This is a genomic window from Streptomyces sp. NRRL F-4489, assembly GCF_001509485.1.
Classification (GTDB): domain Bacteria; phylum Actinomycetota; class Actinomycetes; order Streptomycetales; family Streptomycetaceae; genus Streptomyces.
In genome coordinates this window covers 18,190-35,807 of record NZ_LLZI01000057.1, presented here as the reverse complement: position 1 = coordinate 35,807, position 17,618 = coordinate 18,190, and the positions used below count along the sequence as shown (strand labels likewise).

The window sequence follows — 17,618 nt, the reverse complement described above, 5'->3', positions numbered from 1 at the left end:
AATGCCTGGGTTCGACACCGAGAACCACGAAGGACGGTGCACATGGGCGCGCACCCGCCTGCCTCCCCCGCGGTCCCCACTGCCGGCCAACCCGGCAACGGCTCCGCGGACCGGTCGCCCGACGGGCTCCAGGCCGGACTGAAGAACCGCCATCTCTCCATGATCGCCATCGGCGGGGTGATCGGCGCCGGCCTGTTCGTCGGATCCGGCGCCGGCATCAAGGCCGCCGGGCCGGGCATCCTGCTCTCCTACGCGCTGACCGGGCTGCTGGTCGTGCTGGTGATGCGGATGCTGGGCGAGATGGCCGCGGCCTCGCCGACCTCCGGGTCGTTCTCCGCGTACGCGGACCGGGCGCTGGGCCGGTGGGCGGGCTTCACCATCGGCTGGCTGTACTGGTTCTTCTGGTCGGTGGTGCTGGCGGTCGAGGCGACCGCGGCGGCGGCGATCCTGACCGGCTGGATACCGGCGGTGCCGCAGTGGGCCTGGGCGCTGCTGGTGATGATCGTGCTGACCGGCACCAACCTGGTCTCGGTGGGCTCGTTCGGCGAGTTCGAGTTCTGGTTCGCCGGGATCAAGGTCGTGGCGATCGTGATCTTCATCGTGGTGGGCGCGCTGGCGATCTTCGGGCTGCCGCCGGGGCACCACGCGGTGGGAACCGCCAATCTCCTCGGGCACGGCGGGTTCCTGCCGAAGGGCCCGGGGGCGATCCTCTCCGGCATGCTGCTGGTGGTCTTCTCGTTCATGGGCAGCGAGATCGTCACGCTGGCGGCGAGCGAGTCGCCGAACCCGGTCGTGGCCGTCCGCAAGGCCGTCAACAGCGTCATCTGGCGGATCGCGCTGTTCTACATCGGCTCGATCGCGGTGATCGTGACGCTGCTGCCGTGGGACGACCCGGAGGTGGCCAAGAGCCCGTACGTGGCGGTGCTGAAGTCGCTGCACATCCCGTACGTGGACGTGGTGATGGACGTGGTGGTGCTGACCGCCGTGCTGTCCTGCCTGAACTCCGGCCTGTACACCGCGTCCCGGATGGCGTTCTCGCTCGGTGCGCGCGGCGACGCGCCGAAGTCGTTCGCGACGGTCAACAAGGGCGGCGTCCCGGCGGTGGCGATCTGGGCGTCGGTGGCCTTCGGCTTCATCGCGACGATCTTCAGCTACACCTCGAAGGACACCATCTTCCAGTTCCTGCTGAACTCCTCGGGCGCGGTGGCGCTCTTCGTCTGGCTGGTGATCTGCGTCTCGCAGCTGCGGATGCGGCGGGTCCTGGAGCGGGAGACGCCGGAGCGGCTGACGGTGCGGATGTGGCTGTACCCGTGGCTGACGTACGCCACCATCGCGCTGATCGTCTTCGTGGTGGGCTACATGTTCTACGACAAGGACGGCCGGGAGCAGATGGTGCTGTCGGTGGTGGCGGCCGTGGTGGTGCTGGCCGCCGGGCTGGTGCTCCAGCGGCGGCGGCCCCGCGAGGCGGAGGCGCCGGAGCAGGTGTGACTCTTCGGAACACGGCGGGGCCCGCACCTCTTTCCCGAGGTGCGGGCCCCGCCGCGTATCCGGTGCCGGGCGGTCAGGCGCGGCGGCCGGCCAGCTTCCAGGCGGCCGGCAGCGCGCCCATCGCCAGGGCGATCTTCACCGCGTCGCCGATCAGGAACGGCACCATGCCGACCGCGATCGCCTGGCCGAGGGACATGCCGGTGGCGAACGCCAGGTACGGGACGCCGATCGCGTAGATCACGGCGTTGCCGGCGGCCATGGTGGCGGCGGTGCGCAGCACCCCGCGGTCGCCGCCGCGGCGGGCCAGCGCGCCCACGGCGGTGGCGGCCAGCAGCATGCCCAGGACGTAGCCGAAGGTGGCGCCGCCGGCACCGGAGGCACCGCCCGCGAACCACGGCAGGCCGGCCATGCCCGCCAGGGCGTAGAGGGCCAGCGAGAGCAGGCCGCGGCGGGCGCCGAGCGAGGCGCCGACGAGGAGGGCGGCGAAGGTCTGGGCGGTGACCGGGACCGGGGAGCCGGGGATCGGGACGGCGATCTGGGCGGCGATGCCGGTGAGCACGGCGCCGCCGCCGACCAGCGCGGCGTCGCGGACGCGGGCGCGGGTGGCGGTGGCGGCGGGCAGCAGGTCGGCGAGGACGGCTCCGGGCCGGAGGGCGGGGGCGGCTGTACTCATCAGGGACTCCGCGGGTGTGAGGAGGACCGGTCCGACAGGGCCGGTCCGGCGGGACGTGATGACGGTAGTTCAGGCGGACGGCGGCGGACATGGTGTGGCGGTGACAAAGCCGCACCGTTCCGCTCGGTGACTTCCGGACAACGGTCAGCATGCCGGAGGCGGCCCGGCCGCGGTACGTCTTCGCAGGTCACGTGATGCTCGTCACGGCCGGGCCGCTGGTCCGGTGCCGGTTTTGTGGTAGCCCGGGGCGGCCGGGGACACTGGGACGGCTCCGCGGTCAGCTGTGGAGTTCCCCCAAACCGGGCGGGTCCTTCCGGGGGCCCGGCCCTTTGCGCACCTTGCGAAAGTGACGAACCGATGCACGACGCACCGCCCCTGGTCGAGAAAGAACCGCTGTCCGCGGGGCTCAAGCAGCGCCATCTGACGATGCTGGGCCTGGGCGGGGTGATCGGCGCGGGGCTGTTCGTGGGCTCCGGGGCGGGGATCGCGGTGGCCGGGCCGGGGATCGTGCTGTCGTATCTGATCGCCGGGGCGCTGGCGATGCTGATCATGCGGATGCTCGGGGAGATGTCGGCGGCGATGCCGGCGTCGGGGGCGTTCTCGGTGCACGCGGAGCGGGCGCTGGGGCGCTGGGCGGGCTTCAGCGTGGGCTGGCTGTACTGGTTCCTGCTGGTGGTGGTGCTGGCGGTGGAGGCCACCGGCGCGGCGCAGATCGCGCACGGCTGGGTGCCGGCGGTGCCGCAGTGGGGCTGGGTGCTGCTGTTCATGGTGTTCTTCACCGCCGCCAATCTGGCCGCGGTGAAGAACTTCGGGGAGTTCGAGTTCTGGTTCGCGGCGCTGAAGGTCACCGCGATCGTGCTGTTCCTGGTGCTGGCCCTGCTGGCGGTCTTCGGCGTGCTGCCGGACACCGCGCCGGTCGGGCTGGCCAACCTCACCGGCCAGGGCGGGTTCCTGCCGCACGGCTGGGGCGGGGTGGTCTCCGGGGTGCTGGCGGTGGTGTTCGCGTTCGGCGGGCTGGAGGTCGTCACCATCGCGGCGGCCGAGTCGGACGATCCGGCGCGGGCGGTGGGCCGGGCGGTGCGCAGCGCGGTCTGGCGCATCCTCTTCTTCTACGTCGGGTCGATGCTGGTCATCGTCACCGTGCTGCCGTGGTCGTCGATGCGGCCGGGCAAGAGCCCGTATGTGATGGTGCTGGACCACATCGGGGTGCCGGGCGCCGGGCAGATCATGAACATCGTGGTGTTCGTGGCGCTGCTGTCGGCGCTGAACGCCAATCTCTACGGCTCCTCGCGGATGGTGTTCTCGCTGGCCGAGCGCGGGGAGGCGCCGCGCGGGCTGCTGAAGGTGTCCGGGGGCGGGGTGCCGGTCCGGGCGGTGCTGGCGTCGGTGGCGTTCGGTTTCGTCTCGGTGCTGCTGAATCTCAAGTGGCCGGATTCGGTGTTCCTCTATCTGCTGAACGCGGTCGGCGCGGTGCTGCTGTTCGTCTGGGGGCTGATCGCCGTCTCGCAGCTGCGGCTGCGGCCGCGGATCGAGCGGGAGGCCCCGGAGCGGCTGGTGCTGCGGATGTGGGCGTTCCCGTATCTGACGTGGGTGGCGCTGCTGGCGATGGGCGCGGTGATCGTGCTGATGCTGACCGATGACACCGCCCGGCCGCAGCTGCTGTGGTCGGCCGGGGCGACCGCGGCGGTGCTGGTCGTGGCCGGTCTACGGGAGTTGAGGGACCGTCGGGCCCGGGCCTGAGGGCCGCGGGGGCGCCGCCCGCTGACGGGACGGCACTCCGGGCGTCCCGGGCGCTTCCGAGACGTACGTCACATCCCCTCGCATTCGACGATCAATCAGACACGCTCGGTCACGATCGCGTCTGAATACCGAACAATCGCTGCACGACTGTTGCCCTCAGCGGACAGGGACGCTCAAACTGAGCCAGCTTTGCCGACGACCCCGGAGTTGAGCCGTCCGCGGCACCGGGAAAACGCAGTTTCGCCCCGCCCGCATCTCACCTACTGGGACAGGTACGACATGAATCGGACACCCCCGTCCGCCGCGTCCGCCGGTGCGCGGTCCACCGCGGCCCCGGGCGCAGCCCAGGACGGCGGCGCGCTGTCGCACGGCCTCAAGCAGCGCCATCTCTCCATGATCGCCCTCGGCGGGGTGATCGGCGCCGGGCTGTTCGTCGGCTCCCGCGCGGGCATCGCGGCGGCCGGCCCGTCCATCGTGCTGGCCTACGCGGTCTCCGGCGCCCTGGTCATGCTGGTCATGCGGATGCTCGGCGAGATGTCCGCGGCCCACCCGGCGTCCGGTTCCTTCTCGGTGCACGCCGACCGGTCCATCGGCTCGTGGGCCGGCTTCACCGCGGGCTGGATGTTCACCGCGCTGCTGTGCGTGGCGGTGGCGGCCGAGGCGCTGGGCGCCGCGGACGTGCTGCACCAGTGGTTCCCGGCGACCCAGCCGTGGATGTGGGTCCTGCTGATCATGATCGTCTTCACCGCGACCAACCTCACCGCGGTCGGCAACTTCGGCGAGTTCGAGTTCTGGTTCGCCGCCCTGAAGGTCGCCGCGATCACGGTCTTCCTGGTCCTGGGCGTGCTGGCCATCTTCGGCCTGCTGCCCGGCACCTCCGCGCCCGGCGCCTCGAACCTGACCGGCCACGGCGGCTTCCTGCCCAAGGGCGTGGACGGCCTGATGGTCGGCGTGCTGGCGTCGGTGTTCGCCTACGGCGGCCTGGAGACGGTGAGCATCGCGGCCGCCGAGTCCGAGGACCCGGTCCGCGGCGTGGCCCGCGCGGTGCGCACCGCGATGTGGCGGATCGCGCTGTTCTACGTCGGCTCGATGGCGGTCATCGTCACCGTCATCCCGTGGAGCGCGCCGTCCATCGCCAAGAGCGGCCCGTACGTGGCGGTGCTGGACTACCTCAAGATCCCGGCGGCCGGCCAGATCATGAACGTGGTCATCCTGATCGCCCTGCTCTCCGCGGTGAACGCCAACATCTACGGCTCGTCCCGGATGGCGTACTCCCTGATCGCCCGCGGCCAGGGCCCGGCGTTCCTGGGCCGGGTCACCGGCGGGGTGCCGCGCCGCGCGGTGCTGCTGTGCGCCGCGTTCGGCTTCCTGGCGGTGCTGTTCAGCTTCTGGTGGCCGACCACGGTCTTCCAGTGGCTGCTGAACATGGTCGGCGCCGCCACCCTGGTGGTCTGGGGCTTCATCGCCGCCGCCCAGCTGCGCACCCGGCGGAAGCTGGAGCGCGAGGCGCCGGAGAAGCTGGTGGTCAAGATGTGGGCGTACCCGTATCTGACGTGGGTGGCGCTGGCCGGGATCGTCGCGGTGCTGGTGCTGATGCTGCGCGACGACAGCCAGCGGATCCAGCTGCTCTTCACCGGCGGCTTCGGCATCGTGCTGGCGGTCACCGGGCTGATCCGGCAGCGGACGCTGGCCCGCCGGTAGGCGCGCGGCCGCTCCCCCGCGACCCCCGAAAGGCGGGGCGGGACCTCCTTCCGAGGTCCCGCCCCGCCTTCGGTCTTTGGGACCAAGACGGCAGCCACGACGGGCCCGTGATCACTCCTGCTGGTAGCGTGCTCTTGCACAAGGATTGCAACTACGGCGACTACGCAGCTTGGAGGCGGGGCCGGTATGGCGACCTACACTCTTCCTGAACTCCCCTACGACTACTCGGCGCTGGCGCCGGTCATCAGCCCGGAGATCATCGAGCTGCACCACGACAAGCACCACGCGGCGTACGTCAAGGGCGCCAACGACACCCTGGAGCAGCTCGCCGAGGCCCGCGACAAGGACCAGTGGGGCAGCATCAACGGCCTGGAGAAGAACCTCGCGTTCCACCTCTCCGGCCACATCCTGCACAGCATCTACTGGCACAACATGACCGGCGACGGCGGCGGCGAGCCGCTGGAGAAGGACGGCGTGGGCGAGCTGGCCGACGCCATCGCCGAGAACTTCGGCTCGTTCGCCAAGTTCAAGGCCCAGCTGTCCAAGGCATCCGCCACCACGCAGGGCTCCGGCTGGGGCGTCCTGGCCTACGAGCCGGTGACCGGCCGCCTCATCGTCGAGCAGATCTACGACCACCAGGGCAACGTCGGCCAGGGCTCGGTGCCGATCCTGGTCTTCGACGCCTGGGAGCACGCCTTCTACCTGCAGTACAAGAACCAGAAGGTGGACTTCATCGAGGCGATGTGGAAGGTCGTCAACTGGCAGGACGTGGCCAAGCGGTACACGGCCGCCAAGGAGCGCGCGAACAACCTGCTGCTGGCCCCGTGACCCGGTAGCGACCGAGGACGGCCTGCCTCGTGATCGTCTTCTCACCCTTCACGCGGGCAGGCGCGTAAAGGGCGGAGCCCCCTGCGAGGACGTGACTCGCCAGGGGGCTCCGCCTGTTCCGGCCGGGCGTCAGTCGAACTTCGGGGCTTCCGTGCGCGTCCGCTTGATCTCGTAGAAGCCGGGGATGGAGGCGACGGCGAGGGTGCCGTCCCAGAGCTGGGCGGCCTGGTCGCCCTTGGGAGCCGGGGTGACCACCGGCCCGAAGAACGCGATCTGCTCGCCGTCCGGGCCGGGAACGGCGATCACGGGCGTGCCGACCTCCTGGCCGACCAGGTCGATGCCGGCCTTGTGGGAGGCGCGCAGCTCGGCGTCGTAGGTGTCCTTGTCGGCGTACTCGATCAGCTCGGCCGGCAGGCCCGCGTCGGCCAGGGCCCCGGCGATGGACTCGCGGGTGATGCCCTCGCCGCGGTTGTGGAAGCGGGTGCCGAGGGCGGTGTAGAGCCTGCCGACGACCTCGTCGCCGTGCAGCTGCTGGGCGGCGATCACCACCCGGACCGGGCCCCACGCCTTGCCGCCGGGGCGCATGTTCTCGGCGTACTGCTCGGGGAGTTCACCGAGCTTGTTCTCGTTCAGCACGGCCAGGCTCATGACGTGCCAGCGCACCTGGACCGGGCGGACCCGCTCCACCTCCAGCATCCAGCGGGAGGTCAGCCACGCCCAGGGGCACAGCGGGTCGAACCAGAAGTCGGCCGGGGTCTTCGCGGTCTCGGACACGGGATCTCCTCAGTGCGTACGTGGTCCTGCGGTGCTTGCGTGCACGCTTCAACCGCGGGGGTGCGTGCCATGATTCCCCGTGTTCGATATCCGAGACGAGGGTGAGGGAGGCACACCGTGCCAGGCGAGAATCTGTCCCGGGACGAGGCACGTGAGCGGGGCCGGCTGCTGACGGTCGACGGGTACGACGTGGCGCTCGACGTCCGCTCAGCGGTCGCCCGGGGTCCCGAGGCGGACACCTTCCGCTCCCGGACCACCATCCGCTTCCGCTGCGCCGAGCCGGGCGCGTCGAGCTTCGCCGACCTCCTGGCGCCCTCGGTCACCTCCGTCACCCTCAACGGCCGCGCGCTGGACCCGGCCGCGGTCTTCGACGGCACCCGGATCGCGCTGGACGGCCTGGCCGCGGAGAACACCCTGGTCGTGGACGCGCGGTGCGCCTACAGCCGGACCGGCGAGGGCCTGCACCGCTTCATCGACCCCGAGGACGGCGAGGTCTACCTCTACACCCAGTACGAGCCCGCCGACTCCCGCCGGGTCTTCGCCAACTTCGAACAGCCCGACCTCAAGGCGCCGTTCACCTTCGAGGTCACCGCGCCCGAGGGCTGGCTGGTGCTGAGCAACGGCGCCCAGGAGGGCCCCACCGAGGGCGGCACGCACCGCTTCGCCACCACCAAGCCGATCTCCACGTACATCACCGCCGTGGTCGCCGGGCCGTACCACTACGCCACCGACACCTACCGCCGGATCTTCGAGGACGGCACCGATCTGACCGTCCCGCTGGGCGCGCTGTGCCGCAAGGGCCTGGCCCGGCACTTCGACGCGGACGAGATCTTCACCGTCACCAAGCAGGGCCTGGACTTCTTCCACGACCACTTCGACTTCCCGTACCCGTTCGGCAAGTACGACCAGGCGTTCGTGCCGGAGTACAACCTCGGCGCGATGGAGAACCCCGGCTGCGTCACCTTCCGCGAGGAGTTCATCTTCCGCGGCAAGGTCACCGAGGCGTCGTACGAGCGGCGGGCCAACGTCATCCTGCACGAGATGGCGCACATGTGGTTCGGCGACCTGGTCACCATGCACTGGTGGGACGACCTGTGGCTGAAGGAGTCCTACGCGGACTTCATGGGCAGCTTCGCGCAGGTGGGCGCGACCCGCTTCACCGACGGCTGGATCACCTTCGCCAACCGCCGCAAGTCCTGGGCGTACCGCGCCGACCAGCTGCCCTCCACCCACCCGGTCACGGCCGACATCCGCGATCTGGAGGACGCCAAGCTCAACTTCGACGGCATCACCTACGCCAAGGGCGCCAGCGTCCTCAAGCAGCTGGTGGCGTACGTCGGCCAGGACGCGTTCCTGGAGGGCGCGCGGCGCTACTTCAAGCGGCACGCGTACGGCAACACCCGGCTGGCCGACCTGCTGGCGGTGCTGGAGGAGACCTCCGGCCGGGACATGGCGGCCTGGTCGCGGGCGTGGCTGGAGACGGCCGGCGTCAACTCCCTGACCCCGCAGGTGACGTACGACGCGCAGGACCGGATCACCGAGCTGAGCATCCTCCAGGAGGCGTCGCCGGACCATCCCCAGCTGCGGCCGCACCGGGTCGCGGTGGGCCTGTACGGGCGCTCCGAGGACGGTTCGGCGCTGGTGCGCCGGGCCCGCGCCGAGGTGGACGTCACCGGTCCGCGGACGGCCGTGCCGGAGCTCGCCGGGGCCGAGCGGCCGGACCTCATCCTCGTCAACGACGACGACCTCACGTACTGCAAGACCCGCTTCGACGAGGGGTCGCTGGAGACCCTGCGGGCCCGGCTCGGCGAGCTGACCGACCCGCTGGCCCGGGCGCTGTGCTGGGCGGCGCTGTGGGGGCTGACCCGGGACGGGCTGATGCCGGGCCGGGACTTCCTGGAACTGGTGCGGCGCTTCGCCGGCGGGGAGAGTGTGATCGGCGTGCTCCAGTCGGTGCTGGGGCAGGCGGAGGCGGCGCTGGAGCACTATGTGGCGCCGGAGTTCCGCGAGCGGGCGGCCCGGGAGCTGTCCGAGAGCGCGCTGCGGGAGCTGCGGCTGGCCGAGCCGGGCAGCGGCCATCAGCTCAGCTGGGCCCGGCACTTCGCCGCGGTGGCCACCACCCCGGCCGACCTCCAGCTGCTCCAGGGCCTGCTGGACGGCACCGCGCGGATCGACGGGCTGGTGGTCGACCAGGAGCTGCGCTGGGCGTTCCTGCTGCCGCTGGCGGCGCACGGGGCGGCCGATGAGGAGCGGCTCGCGGGCGAGCTGGCCCGCGACGACACCGCGTCCGGCAAGCGCCACCAGGTGCGCTGCCTGGCCGCCCGCCCCTCGGCGGAGGTGAAGGCGGCCGCCTGGGCGGACGTGGTGGAGTCCGACGCGCTGTCCAACGCCCTGGTGGAGGCGACCATCGCCGGTTTCGCCCGCCCTGCGCAGCGGGAGCTGCTGGTGCCGTACGCGCCGCGGTACTTCGCGGAGATCGAGCGGATCTGGCGGGAGCGGTCCATCGAGATCGGGATGGCGGTGGTGCGCGGGCTGTTCCCGGCCTGGCAGGTCGACCAGGGCGCGCTGGACGCCGCGGACGCCTGGCTGGCCGGGCATCCGCAGGCGGCGCCCGCGCTGCGCCGGCTGGTGCTGGAGGAGCGGGACGACCTGGCGCGGGCGCTGCGGGCACAGGCTTGTGACGCGGCGGCCGGGCCGCGGCCGTGACCCGGGCCGCGACCAGCCCTGATCGGCCGTCGAACGCCCGTACTTGAGGGCAGGATTGTCCCGCTTGTGCCACAGGCGGGTAACAGCGGTTAGGGGGGAGAGCGGGGCCGGGCATCGACCCGGCATGAACCACGACACCCCGCTCTCCCCCGTCCCGCTGCACCACCTCGCCGACGGCAGCTGCCCGGTCCTGACGACCCATCAGCTCCGGGCGCACGGGGTGGCGCCGGCCGAGATCGCCGACCGCTGCCGCCCCGGCGGGCCCTGGCAGCAGCTGCTGCCCGGCGTCCACCTGCTGCACCAGGGGCCGCCCACCAGCCAGGAGCGGCTGCACGCCGCGCTGCTGTACGCGCGCTACCGCGGCCCGTCGGTGCCGGCCCAGCCGCGTACCCCGGAGACCGCCCGGGAGCCGATGATCACCGGGCTGGCGGCGCTCGCCCTGCACGGCTTCGCGGCCGCGCCGCCGCTTTTGTCCCTGGACCGCATCGAGGTGCTGGTGGCGCGGACCCGGCGGCTGCGCTCGGCCGGTTTCGCGCGGATCGTCCGGGGCGCGGAGCTGCCGGTCCCGCAGCAGGTCACCGGCGTGCCCACGGCGCCGGCCGCGCGGGCGCTGGCGGACGCGGTGGCCGGGCTCGCGGACGGCGCGGTGGTGCGCCGGCTGCTGACCGAGGCGGTGCGCGGGGGGCACTGCGAGGCCGCCGCGGTGGTCCGCGAGCTGACCCGGGCCCGGCTGCTGACCCGCCCGCACGTGGTGGACGCGGTGGACGCCCTGATGGCCGAGGGCCGGGCGCTGGCCGAGCAGCGGCTCTACGACGCGGTGCGCGCGTACGGGCTGCCGGAGCCGGTGTGGAACGTGGACCTGCGGCTGCCCGGCGGCCCGTACCTGGGCGGGGTGGACGCGTACTGGCCGGAGTACGCGGTCGCCGTCGAGATCGACACCCGCGCGCCCCGGCCGGCCGCCGGCGACGCAGACGACGCCGGGGAGCTGTGCACCGCTCCAGGGGACGAGCACCAGGACCGCCTCGAACGGCTCGGCGTCATCGTCGTCCGCTGCCGTCCGCGCACCCTCCGGGAGGCCCCCGAGCAGCAGGCCACCGTGATCCGCACCGCCCTGATGGCCGCCGCCGACCGCGAACCGGCCGCGTACCTCACGGTCCTCCCCCGCTGACCACGTTCGGCGATTCCCCGCACACCGTCCGTGTCCGCCCCCTCGTCCCGATCTCCACCCACTGGAACGGATTGGACAAGGCGACGGGTCTCACACACATGATGGGAGAGCCACTGAGCAGGTGTTCCCACCAGACACCCGGAGCCCGGCCGGCGGGCCGGGGCAGAAAGAAGGAGTCCCATGAGGATCGGAATCGTCGGAGCCACCGGTCAGGTCGGCGGTGTGATGCGGCGGATTCTCGCCGAGCGCAACTTCCCCGTCGAGCAGCTGCGGCTGTTCGCCTCGGCCCGGTCCGCGGGACGGACGCTGCCCTGGCAGGACACCGAGATCACCGTCGAGGACGCGGCCACCGCCGACTACTCCGGCCTGGACATCGTGCTCTTCTCGGCCGGCGGCGCCACCTCGAAGGCGCTGGCGCAGAAGGTCGCCGACGCCGGCCCGGTCGTGATCGACAACTCCTCGGCCTGGCGCCGCGACCCGCAGGTCCCGCTGGTGGTCTCCGAGGTCAACCCGCAGGCCATCACCGACCGCCCCAAGGGCATCATCGCCAACCCGAACTGCACGACCATGGCCGCCATGCCGGTGCTGCGCCCGCTGCACGAGGAGGCCGGGCTGGTCTCCCTGGTCGTCGCCACCTACCAGGCGGTCTCCGGCAGCGGCCTGTCCGGCGTCGCCGAGCTGGACGGCCAGGCCCGCAAGGTCATCGAGCAGGACGCCACCAAGCTCACCCACGACGGCGCGGCCGTGGAGTTCCCGGCCCCCGACACCTACGTCCGCCCGATCGCCTTCAACGTCCTGCCGCTGGCCGGCTCGATCGTCGACGACGGGCTGAACGAGACCGACGAGGAGCAGAAGCTCCGCCACGAGAGCCGCAAGATCCTGGACATCCCGGAGCTGAAGGTGTCCGGCACCTGCGTCCGCGTCCCGGTCTTCACCGGCCACTCCCTCCAGATCAACGCCCGCTTCGCCCGCCCGCTCTCCCCCGAGCGCGCCCAGGAGCTGCTGGCCGCCGCGCCCGGCGTGGCCCTCTCCGACGTCCCCACCCCGCTCCAGGCCGCCGGCCAGGACGCCTCCTTCGTGGGCCGGATCCGCCGCGACGAGACCGCCGAGAACGGCCTGGCGCTGTTCGTCTCCAACGACAACCTCCGCAAGGGCGCCGCCCTCAACGCCGTCCAGATCGCCGAACTCGTCGCCGCCGAACTCCGCGACTGACCCACCCCGCACCACGACCCGGGGCCCGCACGGACACGTTCCGCCGGGCCCCGGGGGCGTTTCGGAGTCCTTGCGCGATCCTCACCCCTCTTGGGGCAGCCCCGCCTCCTGACGGAGGGCTGCGAGCTCGTGCCCCCGGATCCGGGCCTCGTTCTCCGCGCGCACCCGTGCACGGGCCTGCTCAGCCTCCTGAGAAGCCATCCGCGGGTACCGCTCACACGCCTCGGCGCGCACCTCGCGCCACGAACGCCCCTTCATCCCTCGTCCTCCGGCTTCCCGCTGTCCTGTTGCCGTATCGGAGCAGCCGGGCGGGCCTTGTCGTCCTCGCTTCCGCGCGCCGGCCCGTAGTCGGCCGGGTAGATGTCACCGCACCCCATCGGCCGGCCCGTCCGCCGTGAAGCGGTCCCAGAACGCGGCGTCCTGGCTCGCGTCCCACTCGGTGAAGGCGGCTGCGTAGTCGGCCCGGAGCTCGGCCGCGCGCGGCTGCTCGATGGCGGCGTGGGTGGCGGCGGATCGCGATGCGACCCCGGTCCGGGTCGGGTACGCGTCGAGGTAGGCGGCGTTCCCTTCGGGAAGGCCGGCGCTGGTCTCCATGGCGGAAGGATCCCGGGGAGGAGCCTCCCTTGCCACCCGTTATCCGGCCGCCGCTGCCCCACCGGGCCGCCGCACCTCGAACTGGAAGCAGCCGTATTCCACGGCGCGGACGTGGACGAGGGCGACCTGCGGGTCGGTGAAGGCGTCGGCGAAAGCGGCGTCGAAGGCGGGGGCGGGGTCGGCGGGGATCTCGAGGAGGCGGCCGCCGGTGATGCGGCCCTGGTGGTCGTAGCGGCGGAGGGTGCGCAGGGCGCCGGGGCGGGCGAAGGGGTAGTGGGCGGGTGAGGGGGGCGGGCCGGCGCACGGGCGGGCGTGGAGGAAGACGGGGCCGGCCTCGTCGTAGGCGCCGGGGGTGGCGCCGGTGGCGGCCGCCCAGCGGCGCAGCGGGGCGTAGGAGACGAGGGCGACCTCCTCGCCGGGCTCGATGGGGCGCAGGCAGCAGCGCAGGGGGCTGCCGACGCAGTCCAGGGGCGTGCCGTCCGGGCGGGCGGTGAACGGCTCCATGGGGCGTCCGGAGTCGTCGGTGGTGCGCAGTTCCGCGAGTGCGGCGGGCGGGATCGCCAGCGGTGTGTACGTGGTCATGGGGCCAGGATCGGCGCCGCGTCGCCCGTGGGGCTGGCGGGAAGCGGACGTCGTCCTCGGCGGGGCGGTCCGTGGAAGGATGGCCGGACGATGCGATGACGATCGGTAAGGAGAGGGACGCGTGCCTGGTACGAATCTGACCCGGGAAGAGGCGCGGGAGCGGGCGCGGCTGCTGACCGTGGACGCGTACGAGATCGAGCTGGATCTGAGCGGGGCGCAGGAGGGGGGCACGTTCCGGTCGGTGACGACGGTGCGGTTCGACGCCGCCGAGGAGGGGGCGGAGACCTTCATCGATCTGGTGGCGCCCACCGTGCACGAGGTCGTGCTCAACGGCGCCGCGCTGGACGCCGCCGCGGTGTTCCAGGACTCGCGGATCGCGCTGGCGGGGCTGCGGGCCGGGCGCAACGAGCTGCGGGTGGTGGCCGACTGCGCCTACACCAACACCGGTGAGGGGCTGCACCGGTTCGTGGACCCGGTGGACCAGCAGGCGTACCTCTACACGCAGTTCGAGGTGCCGGACGCCCGGCGGGTGTTCGCCAGCTTCGAGCAGCCGGACCTGAAGGCCACCTTCCGCTTCACCGTGACGGCGCCCAAGGGCTGGACGGTGATCTCCAACTCGCCGACGCCGGAGCCGGGCGGCGCGGACGGCACGGTCTGGGAGTTCGCGCCCACCCCGCGCATCTCCACGTACATCACCGCGCTGATCGCCGGCCCGTACCACAGCGTGCACAGCACCTGGGAGGGCGAGGGGCGCTCGGTGCCGCTGGGCATCTACTGCCGGCCGTCGCTGGCCGAGCACCTCGACGCGGAGGAGATCTTCGCGGTCACCCGGCAGGGCTTCGACTGGTTCCAGGAGAAGTTCGACTACGCCTACCCGTTCGCCAAGTACGACCAGCTGTTCGTACCGGAGTTCAACGCGGGCGCGATGGAGAACGCGGGCGCGGTCACCATCCGCGACCAGTACGTCTTCCGGTCGAAGGTGACCGACGCGGCGTACGAGGTGCGGGCCGAGACGATCCTGCACGAGCTGGCCCACATGTGGTTCGGCGACCTGGTCACCATGGAGTGGTGGAACGACCTGTGGCTGAACGAGTCGTTCGCCACGTACACCTCGATCGCCTGCCAGGCGTACGCGCCGGGCAGCAAGTGGCCGCACTCGTGGACGACGTTCGCCAACTCCATGAAGACCTGGGCGTACCGGCAGGACCAGCTGCCGTCCACCCACCCGATCATGGCGGAGATCCGCGACCTGGACGATGTCCTCGTCAACTTCGACGGGATCACCTACGCCAAGGGCGCCAGCGTGCTGAAGCAGCTGGTCGCGTACGTCGGGATGGACGAGTTCTTCCAGGGCGTGCAGGCGTACTTCAAGGCGCACGCGTTCGGCAACACCCGGCTGTCGGACCTGCTCGGGGCTCTGGAGAAGACCAGCGGCCGGGACCTGGCGACCTGGTCGAAGAAGTGGCTGGAGACCGCCGGCATCAACATCCTGCGGCCGGAGATCGCGGTCGATGACGACGGGACGGTCACGTCCTTCGCGGTCCTCCAGGAGGCGCCCGCGCTGCCGGCCGGCGCGACCGGCGAGCCGGTGCTGCGCCCGCACCGGATCGGCATCGGCTACTACGACCTGACCGGCGGCAAGCTGGTCCGCACCGGCGGTATCGAGCTGGACGTGGACGGCGAGCGGACCGAGGTGCCCTTCCCGGCGGGCTTCCGCCGCCCGGACGTCATCCTGCTCAACGACGGCGACCTGTCGTACGCCAAGGTGCGGCTGGACGAGCAGTCGCTGAAGGTCGTCACCGAGCACCTCGGCGACTTCACCGAGTCGCTGCCCCGGGCCCTGTCGTGGGCGTCGTCCTGGGACATGACCCGGGACGCCGAACTCCCCACCCGGGACTACCTCTCGCTGGTGCTCTCCGGCATCGGCAAGGAGACCGACATCGGCGTGGTGCAGTCCCTGCACCGCCAGGTGAAGCTGGCCCTGGACCTCTACGCGGCGCCCGAGCGGCGCACGGCGGCCCTGGCCACCTGGACGGACGCGGCGCTGGAACACCTGCGGGCGGCCGCGCCGGGCAGCGACCACCAGCTGGCCTGGGCCCGCGCGTTCGCGGCCGCGGCCCGCGACGACGCCCACCTGGACCTGCTCCAGGGGCTGCTGGACGGTACGGCGGAGATCCCCGGGCTGGTCGTGGACACCGAGCTGCGCTGGGCGCTGCTGGAGCGGCTGGCGGCCACCGGCCGGGCCGACGAGGCGGCGATCGCGGCGGAGCTGGAGCGGGACAAGACCTCGGCCGGCGAGCGGCACGCCGCGACGGCCCGCGCCGCCCGGCCCACCGCGGAGGCGAAGGCGGAAGCCTGGGCCTCGGTCGTGGAGTCCGACACGCTGCCCAACGCGGTGCAGGAGGCGGTCATCGCCGGCTTCGTCCAGGCCGACCAGCGGGAGCTGCTGGCGCCGTACGCGGCGAAGTACTTCGAGGTGGTCAAGGACGCCTGGGAGTCCCGCAGCCACGAGATGGCGCAGCAGATCGTGATCGGGCTCTACCCGGCGCTGCAGATCTCCCAGGAGACGCTGGACGCCACGGACGCCTGGCTGGCCAAGGCCGCGCCGAGCCCGGCGCTGCGCCGGCTGGTGACGGAGTCCCGGGCCGGTGTCGAGCGGGCGCTGAAGGCACAGGCGGCGGACGCGGCGGCCGGGGCCTGACCGGCTGACGGCCTGGCCGGTTATACGGCGGCGGGCGTGCCCCGGGACCTTTCGGTTCCCGGGGCACGCCCGTCTTTTCGCGCGGAGGTGGAGTCGCCCGGCGGACGGGCGTCAGGTGCGTGGCCGTCCGCCGGGCGGGCAGGGGGGCCCGCCGCTCACGGGGAGCGCGGGGAGGCCGCCGGGCCCCGTCCCCTCCTGCGGGGCCCGGCGGGTGGCGGCGTCGCTCAGCCGCTCAACTCGTCGAAGCGGCGGACGAGTTCGGCCCGGCCGGCCTCGGTGAGGTCGCCGTGGACCCGCATCCGGGCCAGGCCGCCGTCGGGGTAGACGTCCAGCCGGACGTGGGTGGCGGTGACCCGGCGGGGCAGTACGAAGCGGTGCGGGGTGTCGGGCTGGAGCTTGGTCTTGGGCAGGATCTCGAACCACGAACCCTCGTCGTCCGGGGTTCCGTCGCAGCCCGAGAGCCGGGCCCAGCCGGCGGAGTTGCCCTTGAGGTAGGCGGTGTCGATCTCCACCGCGCGGATCTCGCCCTGCGCGGCGAGCTTGAAGCGCACCCAGTCGTTGGTGCCGCGGACCCGGCGGCGGCGGTTCTCCCAGCCGTCGTCCATCTTGCGGGACAGGTCGGGCTGGATGATCTGGGTGGGCGAGGAGTAGAAGCGGTCCGAGGCGTCCTCGACGGTGCCGCCGTGCATGACCGAGGCCAGGTCGAGGGTGCCGAGCACGTCCAGCCACTCCGGGTCCGGTACGACCTCGCCGTAGACCCGGAGGCGGGCTATGCCGCCGTCGGGGTGCTGCTTGAGGCGGAGGTGGGTGAAGCGGCGCTCGGCGGTGACCTCGAAGCCGTTGGCGGCGTGGCCGCGGACCGGCGTGCGCGGGACGATCTCCTCCCACTTCACGTCGTCGGCGAGCAGGTCCTCGGGGCTGGGGCTGCCGGGCAGCGCGGTGGCCTCGACGGTGACCTGCTGGGGGTAGTTGCCGCGGAAGTGGGCGGTGTCGACGATGACGCCGCGGATCACGCCGGGGGCGGCGAGGCGGATCAGCGCCCAGTCGTGCTCGTCCTCGGCCGGGAAGGGGTGGTCGCCGTCGGCGCCGCGGCGGCGCCGGGTCTCCCAGCCGTCCATGATCTTGCCCTTGTGGCCGAAGTGCTCCGGGTCGAAGACCGCCGGAGTCGGCTTCAGCAGATTCTCCCGCTCGGCGAAGAACTCGTCGTTGGCGGCGATCACGCCGGCGCCGAAGCGGCGGTCGGCGAGGTCGACGAGCGAGGTGAAGGCGAAGTCGCCGCCGCGGTAGTCGGCGTACGGATCGCCGCCCGCGTACGGGCTGGCGTCGTTGGCGTGCGGATCGGTGGAATCGGCGGCCGGGGTGGCGGACATGCGGTTCCCTTCTGCGCTGGGGGTGCGGAGCCGGTGACCGCTCCACCGTCGCAGCGGGGGACCACTCAGGTCCATCGAAAG

13 protein-coding genes are annotated in these 17,618 nt (G+C 72.4%); 8 read left to right on the top strand and 5 right to left on the bottom strand.

Features of this window, described 5'->3' with window-relative positions; all coding sequences use genetic code 11:
- The first annotated feature begins 42 nt into the window (after positions 1-42).
- Positions 43-1,488, top strand: a complete 1,446-nt coding sequence (locus ADL22_RS07165) for an amino acid permease (RefSeq protein WP_066974867.1) — start codon at positions 43-45, stop codon at positions 1,486-1,488.
- Positions 1,489-1,561: 73 nt separating this feature from the next.
- Here the strand turns inward: ADL22_RS07165 and ADL22_RS07160 are convergent, their stop codons facing one another.
- Entirely contained in the window at positions 1,562-2,161 is a 600-nt protein-coding gene (locus tag ADL22_RS07160) for a biotin transporter BioY (protein ID WP_066974866.1), read from the bottom strand.
- Between the two features lie 357 nt (positions 2,162-2,518).
- On the opposite strand from ADL22_RS07160, the gene ADL22_RS07155 reads away from it, so the two are divergent.
- From ADL22_RS07155 to ADL22_RS07145, 3 genes are all read left to right on the top strand, one after another.
- A complete protein-coding gene (locus tag ADL22_RS07155; RefSeq protein WP_066974864.1) occupies positions 2,519-3,901 on the top strand; it encodes an amino acid permease in 1,383 nt (460 codons plus the stop codon).
- Positions 3,902-4,180: 279 nt separating this feature from the next.
- Positions 4,181-5,602 (top strand): amino acid permease, encoded by a 1,422-nt coding sequence (locus ADL22_RS07150; RefSeq protein WP_066974862.1) that lies wholly within the window; start codon positions 4,181-4,183, stop codon positions 5,600-5,602.
- Positions 5,603-5,788: 186 nt separating this feature from the next.
- Entirely contained in the window at positions 5,789-6,430 is a 642-nt protein-coding gene (locus ADL22_RS07145) for a superoxide dismutase (protein WP_066974860.1), read from the top strand.
- 129 nt (positions 6,431-6,559) lie between these two features.
- Here ADL22_RS07145 and ADL22_RS07140 read toward each other — a convergent pair whose 3' ends face one another.
- Positions 6,560-7,204 (bottom strand): DsbA family protein, encoded by a 645-nt coding sequence (locus ADL22_RS07140; RefSeq protein ID WP_066974858.1) that lies wholly within the window; start codon positions 7,202-7,204, stop codon positions 6,560-6,562.
- Positions 7,205-7,321: 117 nt separating this feature from the next.
- On the opposite strand from ADL22_RS07140, the gene pepN (ADL22_RS07135) reads away from it, so the two are divergent.
- The 3 genes from pepN (ADL22_RS07135) to ADL22_RS07125 all read left to right on the top strand — a co-directional run bounded on the left by pepN (ADL22_RS07135) (position 7,322) and on the right by ADL22_RS07125 (position 12,290).
- Positions 7,322-9,910, top strand: a complete 2,589-nt coding sequence (pepN, locus tag ADL22_RS07135) for an aminopeptidase N (RefSeq protein ID WP_066974857.1) — start codon at positions 7,322-7,324, stop codon at positions 9,908-9,910.
- A gap of 124 nt (positions 9,911-10,034) precedes the next feature.
- Positions 10,035-11,078 (top strand): hypothetical protein, encoded by a 1,044-nt coding sequence (locus ADL22_RS07130; RefSeq protein ID WP_066974855.1) that lies wholly within the window; start codon positions 10,035-10,037, stop codon positions 11,076-11,078.
- A 180-nt stretch (positions 11,079-11,258) separates the two neighbouring features.
- Positions 11,259-12,290 (top strand): aspartate-semialdehyde dehydrogenase, encoded by a 1,032-nt coding sequence (locus tag ADL22_RS07125; protein ID WP_066974853.1) that lies wholly within the window; start codon positions 11,259-11,261, stop codon positions 12,288-12,290.
- 363 nt (positions 12,291-12,653) lie between these two features.
- Here the strand turns inward: ADL22_RS07125 and ADL22_RS07115 are convergent, their stop codons facing one another.
- Complete coding sequence (locus ADL22_RS07115; protein ID WP_066974850.1) at positions 12,654-12,884, bottom strand: antitoxin; 231 nt, start codon at positions 12,882-12,884, stop codon at positions 12,654-12,656.
- Positions 12,885-12,923: 39 nt separating this feature from the next.
- Positions 12,924-13,466: a DUF1203 domain-containing protein gene (locus tag ADL22_RS07110; RefSeq protein WP_066974849.1), complete on the bottom strand. Its 543-nt coding sequence runs from the start codon at positions 13,464-13,466 to the stop codon at positions 12,924-12,926.
- Between the two features lie 121 nt (positions 13,467-13,587).
- Here ADL22_RS07110 and pepN (ADL22_RS07105) point away from each other — a divergent pair, with 121 nt between their 5' ends.
- Positions 13,588-16,167 carry an aminopeptidase N gene (gene pepN, locus ADL22_RS07105; protein WP_066974847.1) on the top strand — a complete coding sequence of 860 codons (2,580 nt, stop codon included), beginning with the start codon at positions 13,588-13,590 and terminating at the stop codon, positions 16,165-16,167.
- A gap of 224 nt (positions 16,168-16,391) precedes the next feature.
- Here pepN (ADL22_RS07105) and alc read toward each other — a convergent pair whose 3' ends face one another.
- Positions 16,392-17,537 carry an allantoicase gene (gene alc / locus ADL22_RS07100; RefSeq protein WP_066974845.1) on the bottom strand — a complete coding sequence of 382 codons (1,146 nt, stop codon included), beginning with the start codon at positions 17,535-17,537 and terminating at the stop codon, positions 16,392-16,394.
- Positions 17,538-17,618 lie beyond the last annotated feature (81 nt).

Excerpts from the sequence above, each read along its gene's own strand:
- ADL22_RS07165 (WP_066974867.1), top strand. The coding sequence starts at position 43 with ATGGGCGCGCACCCGCCTGCCTCCCCCGCGGTCCCCACTGCCGGCCAA.
- ADL22_RS07160 (WP_066974866.1), bottom strand. The coding sequence starts at position 2,161 with ATGAGTACAGCCGCCCCCGCCCTCCGGCCCGGAGCCGTCCTCGCCGAC.
- ADL22_RS07155 (WP_066974864.1), top strand. The coding sequence starts at position 2,519 with ATGCACGACGCACCGCCCCTGGTCGAGAAAGAACCGCTGTCCGCGGGG.
- ADL22_RS07150 (WP_066974862.1), top strand. The coding sequence starts at position 4,181 with ATGAATCGGACACCCCCGTCCGCCGCGTCCGCCGGTGCGCGGTCCACC.
- ADL22_RS07145 (WP_066974860.1), top strand. The coding sequence starts at position 5,789 with ATGGCGACCTACACTCTTCCTGAACTCCCCTACGACTACTCGGCGCTG.
- ADL22_RS07130 (WP_066974855.1), top strand. The coding sequence starts at position 10,035 with ATGAACCACGACACCCCGCTCTCCCCCGTCCCGCTGCACCACCTCGCC.
- ADL22_RS07125 (WP_066974853.1), top strand. The coding sequence starts at position 11,259 with ATGAGGATCGGAATCGTCGGAGCCACCGGTCAGGTCGGCGGTGTGATG.
- ADL22_RS07115 (WP_066974850.1), bottom strand. The coding sequence starts at position 12,884 with ATGGAGACCAGCGCCGGCCTTCCCGAAGGGAACGCCGCCTACCTCGAC.
- ADL22_RS07110 (WP_066974849.1), bottom strand. The coding sequence starts at position 13,466 with ATGACCACGTACACACCGCTGGCGATCCCGCCCGCCGCACTCGCGGAA.
- alc (WP_066974845.1), bottom strand. The coding sequence starts at position 17,537 with ATGTCCGCCACCCCGGCCGCCGATTCCACCGATCCGCACGCCAACGAC.